At 64.8% G+C, this 16,686-nt stretch carries 17 protein-coding genes; 6 read left to right on the top strand and 11 right to left on the bottom strand.

The window, feature by feature from the left end; genetic code table 11:
* Nucleotides 1-45: 45 nt before the first annotated feature.
* On the bottom strand, nt 46-483 hold the full coding sequence (locus AC1VON_RS30960; protein ID WP_172348894.1) for a DsrE family protein: 438 nt from the start codon (nt 481-483) through the stop codon (nt 46-48).
* A gap of 95 nt (nt 484-578) precedes the next feature.
* On the opposite strand from AC1VON_RS30960, the gene AC1VON_RS30955 reads away from it, so the two are divergent.
* Nucleotides 579-1,682: a hypothetical protein gene (locus AC1VON_RS30955; RefSeq protein ID WP_172348895.1), complete on the top strand. Its 1,104-nt coding sequence runs from the start codon at nt 579-581 to the stop codon at nt 1,680-1,682.
* 156 nt (nt 1,683-1,838) lie between these two features.
* Here the strand turns inward: AC1VON_RS30955 and AC1VON_RS30950 are convergent, their stop codons facing one another.
* The 3 genes from AC1VON_RS30950 to AC1VON_RS30940 all read right to left on the bottom strand — a co-directional run bounded on the left by AC1VON_RS30950 (nt 1,839) and on the right by AC1VON_RS30940 (nt 5,233).
* Nucleotides 1,839-2,786 carry a cation diffusion facilitator family transporter gene (locus AC1VON_RS30950; protein ID WP_281411437.1) on the bottom strand — a complete coding sequence of 316 codons (948 nt, stop codon included), beginning with the start codon at nt 2,784-2,786 and terminating at the stop codon, nt 1,839-1,841.
* A 4-nt stretch (nt 2,787-2,790) separates the two neighbouring features.
* Entirely contained in the window at nt 2,791-4,980 is a 2,190-nt protein-coding gene (locus tag AC1VON_RS30945) for an anthranilate synthase (RefSeq protein ID WP_172348896.1), read from the bottom strand.
* A 127-nt stretch (nt 4,981-5,107) separates the two neighbouring features.
* Complete coding sequence (locus AC1VON_RS30940; protein ID WP_274609153.1) at nt 5,108-5,233, bottom strand: hypothetical protein; 126 nt, start codon at nt 5,231-5,233, stop codon at nt 5,108-5,110.
* Between the two features lie 68 nt (nt 5,234-5,301).
* Here AC1VON_RS30940 and AC1VON_RS30935 point away from each other — a divergent pair, with 68 nt between their 5' ends.
* Nucleotides 5,302-6,072, top strand: coding sequence for an isocitrate lyase/PEP mutase family protein (locus tag AC1VON_RS30935; protein ID WP_483125954.1), 771 nt, complete (start codon nt 5,302-5,304; stop codon nt 6,070-6,072).
* Between the two features lies 1 nt (nt 6,073).
* On the opposite strand, the gene AC1VON_RS30930 is transcribed toward AC1VON_RS30935, so the two are convergent.
* The 3 genes from AC1VON_RS30930 to AC1VON_RS30920 all read right to left on the bottom strand — a co-directional run bounded on the left by AC1VON_RS30930 (nt 6,074) and on the right by AC1VON_RS30920 (nt 10,947).
* Nucleotides 6,074-7,129, bottom strand: coding sequence for a M14 family metallopeptidase (locus AC1VON_RS30930; protein ID WP_172348898.1), 1,056 nt, complete (start codon nt 7,127-7,129; stop codon nt 6,074-6,076).
* A 113-nt stretch (nt 7,130-7,242) separates the two neighbouring features.
* On the bottom strand, nt 7,243-8,418 hold the full coding sequence (locus AC1VON_RS30925; RefSeq protein ID WP_483125953.1) for an MFS transporter: 1,176 nt from the start codon (nt 8,416-8,418) through the stop codon (nt 7,243-7,245).
* Nucleotides 8,419-8,583: 165 nt separating this feature from the next.
* On the bottom strand, nt 8,584-10,947 hold the full coding sequence (locus tag AC1VON_RS30920; protein ID WP_483125952.1) for a membrane-bound PQQ-dependent dehydrogenase, glucose/quinate/shikimate family: 2,364 nt from the start codon (nt 10,945-10,947) through the stop codon (nt 8,584-8,586).
* Nucleotides 10,948-11,119: 172 nt separating this feature from the next.
* On the opposite strand from AC1VON_RS30920, the gene AC1VON_RS30915 reads away from it, so the two are divergent.
* The gene (locus AC1VON_RS30915) at nt 11,120-11,569 is read left to right on the top strand and encodes a MarR family winged helix-turn-helix transcriptional regulator (protein WP_172348901.1); all 450 of its coding nucleotides are present in this window, start codon (nt 11,120-11,122) and stop codon (nt 11,567-11,569) included.
* Between the two features lie 3 nt (nt 11,570-11,572).
* Here AC1VON_RS30915 and AC1VON_RS30910 read toward each other — a convergent pair whose 3' ends face one another.
* Both AC1VON_RS30910 and AC1VON_RS30905 read right to left on the bottom strand, forming a co-directional pair.
* Nucleotides 11,573-12,964: an FAD-containing oxidoreductase gene (locus AC1VON_RS30910; protein WP_483125951.1), complete on the bottom strand. Its 1,392-nt coding sequence runs from the start codon at nt 12,962-12,964 to the stop codon at nt 11,573-11,575.
* Nucleotides 12,961-13,422, bottom strand: coding sequence for a DUF4126 domain-containing protein (locus AC1VON_RS30905; protein WP_172348903.1), 462 nt, complete (start codon nt 13,420-13,422; stop codon nt 12,961-12,963). The genes AC1VON_RS30910 and AC1VON_RS30905 overlap by 4 nt, the downstream gene beginning before the upstream one ends.
* Nucleotides 13,423-13,562: 140 nt before the next feature.
* Between AC1VON_RS30905 and AC1VON_RS30900 the strand changes: the two genes are divergently transcribed.
* Nucleotides 13,563-14,120, top strand: coding sequence for a sugar O-acetyltransferase (locus AC1VON_RS30900; RefSeq protein WP_483125950.1), 558 nt, complete (start codon nt 13,563-13,565; stop codon nt 14,118-14,120).
* 2 nt (nt 14,121-14,122) lie between these two features.
* Here the strand turns inward: AC1VON_RS30900 and AC1VON_RS30895 are convergent, their stop codons facing one another.
* Nucleotides 14,123-14,428, bottom strand: a complete 306-nt coding sequence (locus AC1VON_RS30895) for an ATP-binding protein (RefSeq protein ID WP_483126400.1) — start codon at nt 14,426-14,428, stop codon at nt 14,123-14,125.
* A 23-nt stretch (nt 14,429-14,451) separates the two neighbouring features.
* Here AC1VON_RS30895 and AC1VON_RS30890 point away from each other — a divergent pair, with 23 nt between their 5' ends.
* Nucleotides 14,452-14,838 (top strand): cytochrome b/b6 domain-containing protein, encoded by a 387-nt coding sequence (locus AC1VON_RS30890; protein ID WP_483125949.1) that lies wholly within the window; start codon nt 14,452-14,454, stop codon nt 14,836-14,838.
* 51 nt (nt 14,839-14,889) lie between these two features.
* On the opposite strand, the gene AC1VON_RS30885 is transcribed toward AC1VON_RS30890, so the two are convergent.
* Entirely contained in the window at nt 14,890-15,885 is a 996-nt protein-coding gene (locus AC1VON_RS30885; RefSeq protein ID WP_483125948.1) for a helix-turn-helix domain-containing protein, read from the bottom strand.
* A 126-nt stretch (nt 15,886-16,011) separates the two neighbouring features.
* On the opposite strand from AC1VON_RS30885, the gene AC1VON_RS30880 reads away from it, so the two are divergent.
* Entirely contained in the window at nt 16,012-16,656 is a 645-nt protein-coding gene (locus AC1VON_RS30880) for a cysteine hydrolase family protein (protein ID WP_483125947.1), read from the top strand.
* Nucleotides 16,657-16,686 lie beyond the last annotated feature (30 nt).

The raw sequence follows: 16,686 nt of genomic DNA, 5'->3' as shown, positions 1-16,686 counted from the left end.
TTCAACGGGACCAGCCGTTCCAGGTCCCATGGTCGAGACTGTGCACTATGGCCGGAGATAGGCATAGCCCTGGCTTTGCAGTTCCGCGAGCTTGACCACGCCGCCCTTGTCGGCGGCATGGAAGCCTTCGAGCAGGTCGGCGAGCGAAATGTCCATGCCTTGCATGGTGTTGGCGCAGGCTTGCGGCTCGAGCCCCTGCTTCACCAGGCCGGCGAAGCGGCCGGAGACCGCGGCCGATATGCCCTTCGACTTGAACGCGGCCAGGGCCGGGCCATGCACGACCAGCACGATGTCGACATTGCCGCCGGTCCCCTCATAGTGGTTCTTGATGTTGCCGAGCACGAAATTGACCTTGTCCACATCGCTCAGGTGATAGACGACCTTCAGCTTGGCGGCCTCGGTGGCCGCCGCCTGCACCGCCCGCAAGCCAAGAAACGTTCCGGTTCCGGCAAGAACCGCACGGAACATGTCACGCCGGCGCATGGCTTCCTCCTCCGATTTCACCGCGATTTGCGTGGCCCCGGCCGCAATACTAGCATAAATTGACGCTACGTCCTGTCGATGCGAGGAGGGATCACATGACGTTCAGGGCAGGGGAATGGAGGACAATTGCGGGCGCTGGATTTGGCGTGGTGCTGCTCGGTTTGCTCTCAGGCACGGCAGTCGCCGGCGACACGCTTAAACTCAGGGAACTCAGCCCGAACGGGGCGGATGCCTGTTTCGGCCGGGTCTATGACGCAGCCCATCTCAAGGCGCATCCGAAGCAGAAGGTGGCGCGGATCTTCTTCTACTACGGCCATGACCCGGTCAGCCGGCCGAACGAAGAGCCCACGGCAAACGCCGACACATCGTATAATGGCTTTCTCACCACCACGGTGCGTGGCGCCAAGGCGCCGGAATGGGCCGGCGGCTGGTGCAATCACGAATCCGAGGACGGTACATCAGGCCCGATCCGCTGCGGCATGGATTGCGATCGTACGCTGGCCTCGCTGAAAGTCGACGACAAGGGCCGGCTGCTCCTCTCTGATCTGTCCTCCGATATCTACCTCGATCCGGACTCCGCGGAGCAACTCGGCAAGGCGGAATACAACCGCCAGGCGCTCGGCTCGGAGGATGATAATTTCCGCCTTGACCCGATGCCGGCCGCAACCTGCCAGGCCGAGTTCGCCCGCATCGATCCCGTCGATCCGGCGCTAGGGGACCCGTTGCGCGTGCGGCTGAAGCCGGACCAGCCCTTCTGCTATGGTCGTGACTACGACGCGGCCCATATGAGTTCGCACCCCAACCAGCTGACGCAGTCGATCCGGGTGTTCCGCGGACCTGTGGAACTGGCATCCTTCGCCTCGGGGGGCGACGCCGCCAACTGGCCCGATGGCGCCGACATTGCCGTCTCAGTGACGACCAGAAAGAATGGCGCCAAGGTCACGCAGACCTATTCCTGCCAGGGCGAGGCGGACCAGTGGCGCTGCGCGGCAAGCTCGAAGATGAGCGATTTTGCCTGCGACATCGTGCAGAAGGAGATCTTCCTCAAGCGCGGCGCCAACGGCATGATGATGCTGGCCAATCCCAATAGCAGCCTGGCGATCGTCGATCTGTGCTCGAAGGCCGCCGACGGCAAGACGAAGTCGGACGACAAGGTCTATCGGCTGGAGCCTATGCCGCAATCGGCCTGCGCACCTTGAGGCCTGTCGATATTCAGGTGAGGCCGGGCTGCGAATGGCGGCTTCCTGCGCTTCCGGTGCTCACGTACTTTGAGTACGCTCCGCTCCGGTTCTCGGAAGCCACCATTCTCGACTCGGCCTGACCTGAATCTCGACAGACCTCAGGCTAGCGCGAGGCTACGCAAACGGCACGGCGGTCGTGCCCTTGGGCAGCTTCGCCTCATCGTCGGGCTCGACATGGATGGTGACGCGCACCGAGGGGATTTCGGCTTTCAGCGCGTCCTCGATGCGGTCGCAGATGACGTGGCTGGCGCCGACCGACATGTCGGCGTCGACGACCAGATGGAACTCGATGAAGGTGGCGCGGCCGGCGATGCGGGTTTTCAGATCGTGCACCTCCAGCGCGCCCTTGCAGTTGGACGAGATGATGTCGCGGATGCGCATATGTTCCTGCGTGTCGACGGCGCGGTCCATCAGCCCGTTCATCGACGAACCGATGACGTGCCAGCCCTGCCACAGGATGTTGAGCGCGACGATGACGGCAAGTGCCGGATCGAGGATCTGCCAGCCGGTCAGGATCGCCCCGACCAGGCCGCCGAAGACACCGATCGAGGTCACCACATCGGTCATGATATGATTGCCGTCGGCGACCAGCGCCGGCGATTTCTCGGCCCGGCCGACGCGGATCAGCGTCCAGGCCCAGAAGGCATTGATGGCAGTGGCGACGCCATTGATGGCAAGACCTTTCCAGGGCTGCGCGAGCGGCGCTGGCGTTTGCCAGGAGCGCCAGACTTCGTTCAGGATCAACAGCGCGGCGACGACGATCAGCACGCCTTCGAGCACGGCCGAGAAATACTCGGCCTTGTGATGGCCGAACGGGTGGTCCTGGTCGGCGGGCTTGTAGCTGACCTGGATCGCCCAGAAGGCGGCGACCGAGGCAATGACGTTGACGATGGATTCCAGTGCGTCCGAATAGAGCGCGACGGAGCCGGTGACGTACCAGGCGGCGACCTTCAGCGCGAGCACGACAAAGGCGATCACGATCGACCAGAAGGCAAGGTTGGCGACCTTGCGCTTGCCGGCGGCTTTCGTCGCGATCATCATGGCATTGTCGGCTTCGGCCATTCCGTCAGGCTGCCTTTTCCTTGGCCTTGCGCGGCAAATGGGCGACGATATTCTCGATGATGCGCATGCCGGCATTGTGGCCGAGTGTCATGATCGATTCCGGGTGGAACTGCACCGCGGCGATCGGCTCCTTGCGATGTTCGAAGGCCATGATCACGCCGTCTTCTGTCTCGGCCGTGACGATGAAGTCATCGGGCAGCCGCACCGGATCGGCGAAGATCGAGTGGTAGCGGCCGACGGTGACTTCCTTGGGCAGGCCCGAGAAGATGATGCCCGGCTTTGAGACGCGGATGCGCGAGGGCTTGCCGTGCATCGGGATGTGCAACTGGCGCAGTTCCCCGCCATAGGCCTCGGCCAGCGCTTGCAGGCCGAGGCAGACACCGAAGATCGGCAAGTCGCGGGCGCGCGCCTTCTTGATGGTGGCGGCACAGTCGAAATCCTTCGGCGTGCCAGGCCCGGGCGACAGCACGACGAGATCCGGCTTCAGCCGCTCGAAGACTTCCTCCGGCACCGGCGTGCGCACGGTCGAGACATTGGCGCCGGTCTGGCGGAAGTAGTTGGCCAGCGTGTGGACGAAACTGTCCTCGTGGTCGACGAGCAGGATGTTGACGCCGTCGCCGACGCGCGCGGTGGTGCGCTCGGTGCTGGCGGAATTGCCCGTCTTGGCGTCGCGGATGGCGGAGAGCATGGCGGATGCCTTCAATTCGGTTTCGGCTTCTTCTTCCTCGGGAATGCTGTCGAACAGCAATGTGGCGCCGGCGCGCACCTCGGCGATGCCGTCCTTGATGCGGATGGTACGCAACGTCAGGCCGGTGTTCATGTCACCGTTGAAATTGACCATTCCGATGGCGCCGCCATACCAGGCGCGGGGGCTCTTTTCGTTCTGCTCGATGAAGCGCATGGCCCACAGTTTCGGCGCGCCGGTGACGGTGACCGCCCAGGCATGCGAGAGGAAGGCATCGAAGGCATCCATGCCTTCGCGCAGCCGGCCCTCGATGTGATCCACGGTATGGATCAGGCGCGAATACATCTCGATCTGGCGGCGGCCGATGACGCGCACCGAACCCGGCTCGCAGACCCGCGACTTGTCGTTGCGGTCGACGTCCGAACACATTGTGAGCTCGGATTCATCCTTCTTCGAATTGAGCAGCTTCAGGATCTGCTCGCTATCGGAAATGGCGTCGTCGCCCCGCTTGATGGTGCCCGAGATCGGGCAGGTCTCGACACGGCGGCCGTTGACGCGCACGAACATTTCGGGCGAGGCGCCGATCAGGTATTCGCCTTCGCCCAGGTTGATGAAGAAGGAATAGGGCGAGGGGTTGATCGACTTCAGCTTGCGCGAAATCTCGGATGGCTGCGTCTCGCAACGCTCATAAAACATCTGGCCGGGAACGACCTCGAACAGGTCGCCGCGCTTGAACGAGTCCATCGCGCGGCGCACAAGGTTGGCATATTCGCCGGGCTCATGGTCGCCACGCGGCGGGATGCGGTCGGCGGTCTGGAACGGCTCGGCGATTTCGTCGCGCGGCAGGCCCTCGGTCGAAAAACCCTCGCCTGAATAGTCGTAGCGGTCAGTCCAGGCCTTGGCCGAATAATGGTCGACGACCAGGATCTCGTCAGGCAGGAACAGCACGAGGTCGCGCTGGCTCTCCCTGCGCTCGAGCTTGTAGTCGACCGGGTCGAACTGGAAGGCGAGGTCGTAGCCAAAGGCGCCATAGAGGCCGAGATTGGCGTCTTCCGCTGTCTTGAACAAAGCGGTGATGGCACGCAGCACGGTAAAGACCGAAGGCACGCGGCTGCGCTCCTCTTCGGTGAAGACACGGCCCGGTTTGGCGACATCGAGGCGGATCAGCTTCCTGGTCGTCTCGGCGATCGTGACATCAGCCAAGCCGCCGAGCGTCTTGCCGATGACCGGCAACAGTGCTTCGCCACGCCCGTTCAGTGCCTCGATGCGCATGGCGCGACCGCGCGCGGAGATGACCAGAGGCGGATCGATGATGGCCGTGTCCCAGCGCGTGTAGCGGCCGGGATATTCGTAATTCGAGGAAAACACGGCACCGCGGCGCGAATTCAGCCCGTCGACGTAAGTGTCGATCGCGCCTGCATAGGGCCGGTCGTGGCGCTCGCGGGTGATGGTGATGCCACCCGCGGTCACGAAGCTTTCAGCGCCGTTTTCCAGAACCTTCATCGTCATTGCCGTCTCCATCTGGCTTGTTGGGGCAACGGACCCGGGACTGGCTTGGAAAAAACAAATGGCCGCCCGGACTTTCCGTTGCGGCCACCCTCTACTTTTCACGCACGCGCGTTCGAACAGGCCGCTGTCAGCAGGCCCACCACCAAATGGTCTTGGTCGAACGCATGTTCATGGCGAAATCCATAGCGGCGAAAAACTGGATGCGCAACTGATTTGAAAAGCCTCTTCGGTGGCCGCCGGTTCCCAGGCTCATGGCACATCGCCAGAGCTGGCGGTCGCGTCTAGGCTGGATACCCAACACCATGAAGACGGGAAACACCAATGACCGAACAGGCCGAGCGCGCGCGGACGTTCCATTCCCTTCACGTGAAGGGCAACCCGATCGTTCTCTACAATGCCTGGGATCCGGGCTCAGCAAAGATCGTGGAGAAGGCAGGCGCCAAGGCCATCGCCACCGGCAGCTGGCCGGTCGCGGCAGCATTCGGTTATGCCGATGGTGAGAAAATCCCGCTGGACCTGGCACTCGACAACATCAAGCGTATCGTGGCGGCGGTCTATCTGCCGGTGACGATGGACCTCGAAGGCGGTTATGGTGTCGAACCGGAGGTCGTTGCCAAGACGGTGACACGTGCCTTGCAGGCCGGGGCCATCGGCTTCAATTTCGAGGACCAGATCGTTGGCGGCACGGGCTTGCACGACATCGGCGTGCAGGTACGGCGGGTCGAAGCGGCCGCGGCCGCCGTCAAGGCCTCCGGTATCCCGGCCTTCCTCAACGCCCGCACCGACATCTTCCTCAAGGCCAAGCCCGATGCGCATGACAAGGCGCTGCTCGACCAGGCGATCGAGCGGGCGCATGCCTATGAAAAGGCCGGAGCAAGCGGCTTCTTCGCGCCGGGTCTCGGCGACGAGGGCCTCATCGAGGCGCTCTGCAGGGCCACGACGCTGCCGGTCAACATCATTGCGCTGGCGCATGTGCCGCCGCGCCAGCAGCTGGCCGAACTCGGCGTCGCCCGTATCAGCCATGGCCCGGTGCCTTACCGGCAGATGGCGGAATGGCTGGAGGCGAAAGCGCGGTTGGCCATTTCTGGCTAGGTCAGTCTTCCAGCGTCCCTGATCGTGCGTCGGCGCTCTTCCTGTCGCCGACCAGCTTCAGCAGGTCCTCGCCGGCGCGGATGATGCGGCGCGAGCGGCGGGTCAGGATGATGCCGTCCTGCGGCGCGAACACTTCCGCGCGGCCATCGGCTTCGCCCGGCGCGTGCACGATGGTGGCGAGGCGCGTGCCCCTGGCGACACGGTCGCCGGGCTTGACGTCATAGAGCACAGCACCGGCCCGGGGCGCGGGCATCATGTCGATGTTTTCCAGGGGGGCCACAGTGCCGGTGAAAGGGCCGGGTGCGGGGAGTGCGCTGTCGGCGATCACGCCGCGTACCACCAGCAGCCGGTAGAGGCCTTCGGCATCGGCGGCAGCCAGCGCGCCATCGACATCGAGGATGCCGCGATATTCGACCGTGGTGGCGACACGGCGGTCGAACTTCGCCACATCGGCGGGAACGTTCTGATAGGGCATGATCGAGGCGCCCTCGAAGGTGCCGTCTGTGTCCTCGCTCCACAGCACCACCGCATCGACGCCCATGGCGGCGGCGCAATCGGCCATGGCCGGCCACAGGCTGGTGTGGACGTAGAGATAGGCAAGACCCTCGTCATCGCAGTGCAGGTCGAGCACGATGTCGTGGCCCATCGACAGTTGCACCAGGCGTGACTTCAGCCGCTGGTCGGCGCCGCCAAACGAGGTGTCCGGCAAGAGCCTGGCGTCGGGCGCGGCAAGCAGCGGAAAGCCGCGGTTGAAATTGGTGCGGGTGCCCAGATGGAAGCGGCCCTGGTGCTCGCCGAAATGATATTGCGCGCGGCCGATCGGGTTGGCCCACGGTACGATGGTGATGCTGCCCTTGATGCGGCCTTCGGCCTCCGCCTTGTTCAGCGCCGGCATCAGCGCGTCGATGGCGACGACGCCTGGCAGTTCGCCGGCATGGAGTGCGGCCTGCAGATAGGCCGAGGGCGCCGCCTTGTCGCTGCCTGTGAAGCGGAACACCGGGAATTCGTAGGAAACGCCTTCGCTATCACCGGCGATGCGTTCGATCGATTTCTGCATGACTTCCTCCATCAAGAGCAAGAAGACATGCCCATCTGAGGCTATCGATGTCGATTGGTCCAGCCGGCCGCGCTATGGGCGCAAGATTTCCATCCCTCTGACGGAAGAGACGTCTATTCCGCGGCAGCCTGGAGCGAGACGGGCGCGCGCCGGTCCAATGCCTGCGACAGCACTGCCACGGTGACAGCCAGCAAGGCGAGCACCGCGCCGACCAGCGGCAGATTGGCGTAGGAAACGCCGGCCGACAGGGCCACGCCGCCAATCCAGGCGCCGCCGGCATTGCCGACATTGAAGGCGCCCTGGTTCAGCGTGGCGGCAAGGTTCGGCCCTTCCGAGGCCGCCTCGACGACGCGGATCTGCAGTGGCGGCACGACGACGAAGATGAGCAGGCCCCAGAGGAAGACGATGCCGATGGCCACACTTGCGATGGCCCCGAACTGCATGAAACCGACGAACAGGACCGCCATCAAAAGCAGCGTACCGATGACGGTCGGCATCAGCTTCCAGTCGGCCAGGCGCCCACCAATGATGTTGCCGATCGTCATGCCGGCGCCGAACAGCAGGAGCACCCAGGTAACTGCCGAGGTGGACAGGCCGGACACGTCGGTCAGATAGGGCTTGATGTAGGTGAACACGGCAAACAGGCTGGCCGAGGCCAGCGAGGCGATCAGCATCGCCAGCCAGACCTGCAAACTGCCCAGCACGCGCAACTCGCCGCGCAGGCCACCACCGCTCGGCTCAGTGACATCGGACGGCACCAGCCAGGCGATCGCCGCGACAGAGATCAGGCCGATGCCGACAACGGCGATGAATGTGGAGCGCCAGCCGAACGCCTCGCCGAGGGCTGTGCCCGCGGGAACGCCCAGGATGTTCGAAAGCGTCAGGCCGGCAAACATCAGCGCCATTGCACTGGCGCGTTTGTTGCGCGGCACGAGGCTTGCGGCAACGACCGAGCCGATGCCGAAGAAGGCGCCGTGCCCAAAAGCGGTGAAGACACGCGCCGCCATCAGCGTCCAATAATCAGGCGCGATGGCGCAAAACAGATTGCCGACGACGAATGAAGCCGTAAGCCCGACCAGCACCGGCTTGCGCGGCAGATGCGCGGTGGCCATGGCGACGATCGGCGCCCCGAAGACAACGCCCAGCGCATAGCCCGTCACCAGCAGACCGGCCGACGGGATCGACACGCCAAGGTCGGCGGCGACCTCCGGCAGCAGGCCCATGATGACGAACTCGGTGGTGCCGATGCAGAAAGACGCAATGGCAAGCGCAAGGATCGGCAAGGGCATGGAACGTCCAGACTGAATCGGTTCAATTTCAGTCTGCGCGAGGAGTCATGCCGGGTGCAATGTATATTGCTGCATTGCAGCAATGCAGAAAGCGTGGAGCAGATTGAAACGAGGCGCCGCGGCGCCTCGTTTGTGATCAGCGTTGAGGGAACAAGCCTTTCCCGATCATGGCGCCTTTGGCAAGGCATAGGCGATGATGTAGTCGCCACGATCGGGCGACTGACGCGCACCGCCCGCCGACACGACGACGAACTGGCGGCCGCTCTCGGGCGAGGTGTAGGTCATCGGCGTTGCCTGCGCGCCGACCGGCAGGCGGCCCTTCCAAAGCTCCTTGCCGGTGGCGACGTCGATGGCGCGCAGATAATAGTCCTGCGTGCCGGCATAGAAGACGAGCCCGCCCGCCGTCGTCACCGGGCCGCCGAGTGACGGCATGCCGATCGGGATCCGCAGGCCGGTCTTCATCTCAAGCGGGCCGGTGTCCTGCAGCGTGCCGGCCGGAATCTGCCAGACGAGTTTTCGCGTGTTCAGGTCGATGGCGCTGATCGTGCCGTAGGGCGGCTGGTGGCAGGGCACGCCGAGCGGCGACATGAAGCCGTTCTTGAGCGCGCCATACGGCGTGCCGAGCTGGGTGCCCAGACCGTCATGCGCCGCCGAGGGGCCATAATTGTCTGCCACCGCGCGCGGCAGCAATTCGACGAATTGCGGCATGCGGATATCGTTGACGATCAGGTAGCCGTTGGCCTCGTCGATCGAGGCGCTGCCCCAGTTCATGCCGCCATAATAGCCGGGAAACTGCAGCGAACGCGTCGGACCTGGCGGTGTGAATTCGCCCTCGTAGCGCAGCTTCTTGAAGCCGATACGGCAATAGAGCTGGTCGAACGGAGTGGCGCCCCACATGCTGGCCTCGGTGAATGGCTGATCGCCGATCGAAGGCATGCCGACCGAATAGGGCTGGGTCGGCGACAGGAAATCCTCCTTGGCGCCGCCATCTTGCGGCACCGGCTTTTCCTGCACCTCGGCGATCGCCTTGCCGTCGCGGCGGTCGAGCATGAAGATCTGGCCGCGCTTGGTGACCTGGATCAGCGCCGGCACCTTTCCGCCCTTGCCGTCGGGCACATCATAGAGCGCCGGCTGCGAGGGAAGGTCATAATCCCACAGGTCATGATGCACGGTCTGGAATTTCCAGCGCTCGCGGCCCGTGGCGATATCGAGCGCGACGACCGAAGCGGTGTAATCCTCCGCCGCCTTGCTGCGCTCGGCGCCGAAGAAGTCGGGTGTGGCGTTGCCGGTCGGCAAATAGACGAGGCCGAGCGCGTCGTCATAGCTCGGCGTCGACCAGACGTTGGGCGTGCCGCGCGTGTAGGTCTGGCCTTCCGGTGGCAGTTTGGTGATCGCCGGATTGCCGAGGTCCCAGGCCCATACCAGCTCGCCTGTCCTGGCGCTGAAGGCCCTGACGGCGCCGGACGGCTCGCCGGTCTCGACATTGTCCCAGACCCAGCCGCCGACCATGATCAGGTCGCGCATGACGGTGGGCGCCGAAGTCTGGAAATAGAAACCGGCCTTCACCTCGCCCATGCCTTGCTTGAGGTCGACGGTGCCGCCTTGGCCGAAATCCGGGCAGGGCTGGCCGGTCTTGGCATCGATCTCGATCAGCCGCGCATCGATGGTGGTCATGACGATGCGCCCCGCACAGACCGCTGAGGCGCCACTGGCCGCGGCATCGGCCGCCGGCTCGTAGTAGCTGACGCCCCGGCAACGCTGCCACAGCGGCGCCGAAGCCTTCGGGTCGAATTTCCAGCGCGGCTCGCCGGTTTCGGCGTTGAGCGCGTTGACGACATTTTTCGAGGAGCAGGTGTAGACCGTGTCGCCGATCTGCAGCGGCGTGTTCTGGTCCTCGGCGCCCTTGACCGGTATATCGCCGGTGCGGAAGGTCCAGGCGACCTTGAGGTCCTTCACATTGTCCTTGTTGATCTGGCCGATCGGCGCATAACGCGTGCCGGCGGGCGTGCGGCCGTAATGGCGCCAGTCGGTGCTGGAGGCGGTCGCGGCAAGCGGCGGCGCTTTGCTGGCGGCGACCATGTCGCGGATCACGCCATGCGGCTGGAAGGCGTAGGCTGCAGTGGCGATCAAGCCGAGCACGAGGACACCTGCAACGGCGAACGGGCCGCGCTTGCCGCCGCCGGATGACGGGAAAAGCGGCGCCAGCAGGAGGGCGATCACCGCCAGCACCGCCGGCGCGACCAGCCGCGGCACCAGCGGCCAGAAGTTCAGCCCGGCCTCCCACAACGCCCAGGCAATGGTGGCGACGAAGATGAGGAGGTAGAGCCAGAAGCCTGCGCGCCGCCGTAGGGCGAAGAGGAAACCGGAAACGATGATGCCGGCGCCGGCCAGCGCATAGTACCAGGAGCCGCCAAGACCGATGAGCTGGACGCCGCCATAGAGCAGCGGCAGGCCGATGATCATCAGCACCAGGCCGAAAAGCACGAGCAGCCAGATGCCGCCGGAGCTGTTGGAATCTTGTTTCGACATATCGGTCCTCACGTTTTTCCGGGTGCGGCGCCTCGCGGTCGCGGCGGCCGAAAAGGGCCGTCAGGGCGATCTTTGGAGCTCGGTCGTCGGCTTCCGGTTCTTGGCGACTGGGGCTTCGCCAGGGAAAAGAATTTTATCGCAACCTAATAAATAGCATGTTATCTTTTTCGGTATGTCCAAGCAAGACCCGGATCGTGCCAGATTTGGCCAACTGGTTATATCAGTCGCAAGGCTTTGGCGGCGCGCGGCCGACAAGGCGCTCGACGATTGCGGCCTGTCGCATGCCACCGCCATGCCACTGGTGATGCTGTCGCGGCTGGGTGACAATCGGCGCCAGGGTGTCCTTGCCGATCATCTTGGCTTCGAAGGGCCGTCCCTGGTGCGCATCGTCGACCTGCTGGTCGAGGAGGGGCTGGTGACGCGCACCGAGGATGCCGCCGACAGGCGGGCCAAGATCCTGTCGCTCACCGATGCCGGGCGCCGCCGTGTGACCGAGATCGAGCGCCTGCTGGCGGTGCTGCGCGCCGATCTGCTCAGTGATGTCGGTGACGACGAGCTGAAAGGGGCGATGCTGCTGCTCGGCCGGCTGGAGGCGAAGCTGACCGGGCCGGATAGCGAATAGATTTCAGGCCAGAGGCTTCAGTTCCTGCGCGATCGTTGGCAACAGTTCCGACACGGTGGGGTGGATGTGCACCGCGCGCGCCAGAGTGTCGACGGGCGCCTTGGCGTACATCAGGTCGAGCACGCAATGCACCGCCTCGTCGCCACCGGGGCCGAGCACCGAGCAGCCGAGGATTTCGCGCGTGTCGGCATCGACAAGGATCTTCATGAAGCCTTGCGTCTCGCCCTTTTCGACGGCGCGGCCGACGCGCGTCATCGGCCGCTGGCCGACCAGCGCGCGACGCCCGGATTTCTTCACCGCCGCTTCCGTCATGCCGCAGCGGCCGAGCGGCGGGTCGATGTAGAGCGCATAGGCCTCGATGCGGTCGCTGACTTTGCGCGGATCATTGTCGAGCAGGTTGGCGGCGACGATCTCGTAGTCGTTGTAGGAGGTGTGGGTGAAGGCGCCCCTGCCGTTGCAGTCGCCCATCGCCCAGATGCCGGGCACGCTGGTGCGCAGCTGGTCGTCGACGATGACGGCACCACGCTTGTCGACGGCGACGCCGGCTCTATCGAGGCCGAGATCGTCGGTGTTGAGCGTTCGGCCGAGCGCCAGCAGCACGTGAGAACCGACGGCCGGCGGCTTGCCGACCGAGAAGGTCACCGCGATATCGTTGCCTCTCTTGGCGAAGCCGATGTCGTCGGCGCCGACATGGACCGCGATGCCTTCGTTTTCGAGGATCGACAGGATGGTCGCCGAGACGTCCTCGTCCTCGCGGCCGGTCAGGCGCGGGCTCTTCTCGATGACGGTGACGTCCGAGCCGAAGCGGCGGAACATCTGTGCGAACTCGAGCGAGATGTAGCTGCCGCCGACGACGATGAGGTGGCGCGGCAGCACGTCGAGATCCATCATCGAGGAATTGGTCAGGTAGTCGATGTCGTGGATGCCCGGCAAATCGGGCACGGACGCGCGGCCACCCGTGTTGAGGAAAATCTTTTCGGCGGTCAAAAGGTCGTCGCCGACACGTACCGTGTTGGCGGATTCGAAGCGCGCATGGCCGCGATAGAGCGTGCAGCTCTTCATGCCGGCGATCCATGTTTCCAGATTGCCTCGGGCGTCGTTGGTGACCTTGTCCTTGCGCGCCTTGATCCGTTGATAATCCACACCGACGGGGCCACCGAGCGTGACGCCATAGTCGGCGGCGCGCCGCGCCAGATGCGCGGCATAGGCGCTGGCGACCATGGTCTTGGTCGGCATGCAGCCGGTGTTGACGCAGGTGCCGCCGACCAGCTTGCGCTCGATCAGCGCCACGCTCATGCCGGCGGCGGACAGGCGGCCCGCCAATGGCGACCCCGCCTGGCCCGCGCCGATGATGATGGCGTCGAAGGTTTTTGCGTTTAAGCTCTGGGCCGTCATGCCACCGCCGCCACGATCAGCAAGCCGCCGATGATCGCCACCGCGTCCTCGATGAAGGCGGCGGGCGGATCCTTGCCGAAGGCGGCCGCCAGCCGGCCGCGCGCTTCGGCGCCGCCCAACGTGCCGATGACCGCGCCGATGGCGCCGGCGATCAGGCCGCCTATGGTGGAACCGCCGGTCGCACCGATCACCGCGCCGCTGAAAGCACCAAGCAGGATGCGGGCGCCGAATTGCTGCGGCACCTTGCGGCTTGGCGTCGACGGCAGCTGGTCGGTGACGAGCTCGACGATGGCCAGGATGGTGAAGATGCCGACAGCGGCCCAATGGCTCATGAAGCTGGCCCAGGTGCCGGCAACCGGCAGCCAGCCCAGATATGCGCCCCAGGCGACGGCGGCCGGCGCGGTCATGGCGCGCAGGCCGGCAATGACACCGATCAGAAGTGCAAGAAGCAAGAGCATGTTGATCCCCCTCGATCACTGGCCAGGACGGCCTTGAGACGGCAGGCTACCATAGGTCCGATATTTGACCAGTACTCGGATTGGCGCTTTTGTGCCGGCCGCACTCATGCTTTTCAAAGACGTCAATGGGAGACCACGCCATGGCCGGAAGCGAGCGCGCGAAGATGGCGGCCGGCGAATGGTACACTTGCCTCGATGACGAGTTGGAGGCACTGCGCGTCACGGCGCGCGACGCGGTGTTCGAGCACAATTGCCTGCCGCCGCGGCAGCGCGGCAATCTCGGGCCGGGCTTGAAGGCATTGCTTGGTAGCGTGGGTGAGGGCGCGCGCATCGAGGCGCCGTTCCACTGCGCCTATGGCTTCAACATCGTTCTCGGCGATGGCGTCTTCCTCAACGCCGGCTGCACCATCCTCGACACGGCAAGCGTGCGCATCGGCAAGGAAACGTTGCTCGGCCCCAACGTGCAGATCTATTGCGCCGAGCACCACAAGGAAGTTGCGGGGCGACAGGCGGGGCTGGAGATCGCCAGGCCGGTCGAGATCGGCGCCCATGCCTGGTTCGGCGGCAGCGCCATCATCCTTGGCGGCGTCAGCATCGGCGAGGGCGCCATCGTCGGCGCCGGCGCCGTGGTGACGCGTGATGTGCCCGCGAACGAGACGGTGGTCGGCAATCCGGCGCGACCGGTCAAGCGCCGTTGACGTTACGCCGTGGGAAACCGGATCGTTGCCTCAAAACCATCCTGTCGGCCGGATGCTGGCGAGTTCAGGACCAGCGTCGCATCGATCTGTTGCAGGATTTTGCTGACGATCGCCAATCCGAGGCCCGACCCCTCCGCACGAGTCGCGCCCCGTTCGAACCGTTTGATCAAGCCCTGTGGGACCGGAACCACCGGACCTTGGTTGATCACACTGAGCCGGGCGTCCTCGTCGATGCGCACGACAACCTCGCCGCCTTCGGCGCCATGCCGCAAGGCATTCTCGATGAGGTTGCGCAGCACGATGGCCAGCGCATCGGTGTCGATCGCGGCGTATGATCGCCGGGTTGGCGGGATCAGGATACACGCGCTTCCGCCAGTTCGTTCGTGGGCCGCGCGCGGTGAGCGCTTATCTCGCCGACGTGGCGCAGGGTGATGAGAGGCGCTATCTAGGCCACAACCCTGCCGGCGCCGCCATGGTGCTGGCGCTTCTGACCTGCGTGGCAGGGATCGCGCTGACCGGCTGGATGCAGACCACCGATGCCTGGTGGGGCGTGGCCTGGGTCGAGGACACGCACAAGATCCTGGGCAATGGCATCCTGGTGCTGATCGGGCTTCATGTCGGCGGCGTACTGCTGGCGAGCCTGCGTCATCATGAAAATCTGGTTCGCGCCATGGTCACCGGCCGCAAGCGTGCGCCATCGCCGGAAGACGTTGCCTGATTCCGGCGGTTGGAATGCAAAGGCGCCGTATCGATACGGCGCCTTTGCCGTTCAGGATGAAAGGACGTGCGCCACGCGCGTGCCCTGATCGGCCCGCCTGGAAAACTCCCGCCGGTATTGCGCCGGCGATGTCCTTAGCCTCGCGGCGAAATGCTGGCGCAGCGATGCGGCGCTGCCGAAGCCGGCCTCGAAGGCCACGACATCCATCGATTTCTCCGTGGCTTCCAGCAACCGCTGCGCCAGTTCGATGCGCTGGCTGGTCAGCCAATCGCCAAAACTGGTGCCGATCGATTTCTGGAAGCGGCGGGTGAAGGTGCGCCGAGTGAGGCCTGCCAATTCGGCGACGCTGTCGAGGCTGTGCGTTTCGCCGAGCGTCGTGCGCACCGCGTCAAGCGCCTGGGTGAAGCGGTCGGCATTCGCGCTTCTTGCCACGGGGCGTTCGATGAACTGCGCCTGCCCGCCCTGCCGGTGCGGTGAGAGTACGACATGCCGGGCGAGCCGTAGTGCCGCCTCGGCGCCATAGCGGGCGCGCACGATATGCAGGCAGCAGTCCAACCCGGCGGCGACCCCGGCGGAGGTGACGATGTCGCCGTCATCGACATAGAGCACATCGGCATCGACTGAAATGTCGGGGTGCAAGGCCTGCAACTGGTCCGTATAGGCCCAATGCGTGGTCGCCTTCCGGCCCGACAGCAGGCCGGCCGCGGCGATGGCAAAGGTGCCGAGGCACAGGCCGACGATCAGCGCCCCGCGCCGGTGCGCGCGGTCGAGTGCTTCATTTAACGGCCTGGCCAGAGGGGCTTCGAGATCCTTCCAGCTCGGAATGATGACGATGTCGGCGTCGTCGAACGCGGAGAGCCCATGCGGGACAAGGATGCTCAGCCCGGCATCCGTCTCGATCATGCCTGCCTCGGCCCCGCAGACGCGGAAGTCAAAGCGCGGCAGGCCGAGCCTGGTGCGGTCGGCGCCGAACACCAGGCAAGGCACGGAGAGATGGAACGGACTGATGCCGTCGAATGCGAGGACAGCAATGATCGGGGCGGTCATTGGCGTTTCCAGTGTGGGAAGCTGAATTGTCCCAATTCTTTCGAACGATGTCAATCGGGCCACTTTTGGCTGCTTGTCGACCGGTCTATTTTCGGCCCATCGCATTCAAGCCGGAAGGAAAACACCATGTCTGACAGAGCCAACACCACACCGCGCCGCGCACTCGTCGTCGTGGATGTCCAGAACGACTACGATGGCGGCAACCTGGCCATCCAGCATCCGCCGTTCCGCGACAGCGTCGTCAATGTGGCGCGCGCCATGGATGCCGCCACGGCCGCCGGCATCAAGGTGGTTGTTATCAAGCAGATGGCGCCCGAGACGTCACCGATCTTCGCCAAGGGCAGCCATGGCGGCGAACTGCATCCGGAGATCGCCAGGCGCGGCCGCGACCACTATGTCGAGAAGATGCTGCCCTCGGCCTTCACCGGCACGGACCTCGAGGACTGGCTGCGCGCCAATGCCATCGATACGATCACGGTCGTCGGCTACATGACGCATAATTGCGACCTGTCGACCATCATCCACGCCGTGCATATGGGGTTTGCCGTCGAGTTCCTGTCCGACGCGACAGGCTCGGTTCCGTACGCCAACAGCGCCGGCTATGCCTCGGCCGAGGAGATCCACCGCGTGGTCACGATCATTCTTCAGTCGCGCTTCGCCGCGGTGCTGAAGACCACCGAATGGGCCGAGTGCCTGAAGACCGGCGCCTTGCCGGAGCGCGACACGATCTACGCCTCCAATCAGCGGGCGCTGGCGCGCAACGCAGCGTAGGAATATCCGCAAACACAAAGGGCGCCGCAT

It is taken from the genome of Mesorhizobium sp. HAY1-8B, from assembly GCF_056868045.1.
The sequence above is the reverse complement of the archived record's forward strand: the minus strand, read 5'-3'. Positions and strand labels throughout refer to the sequence as shown.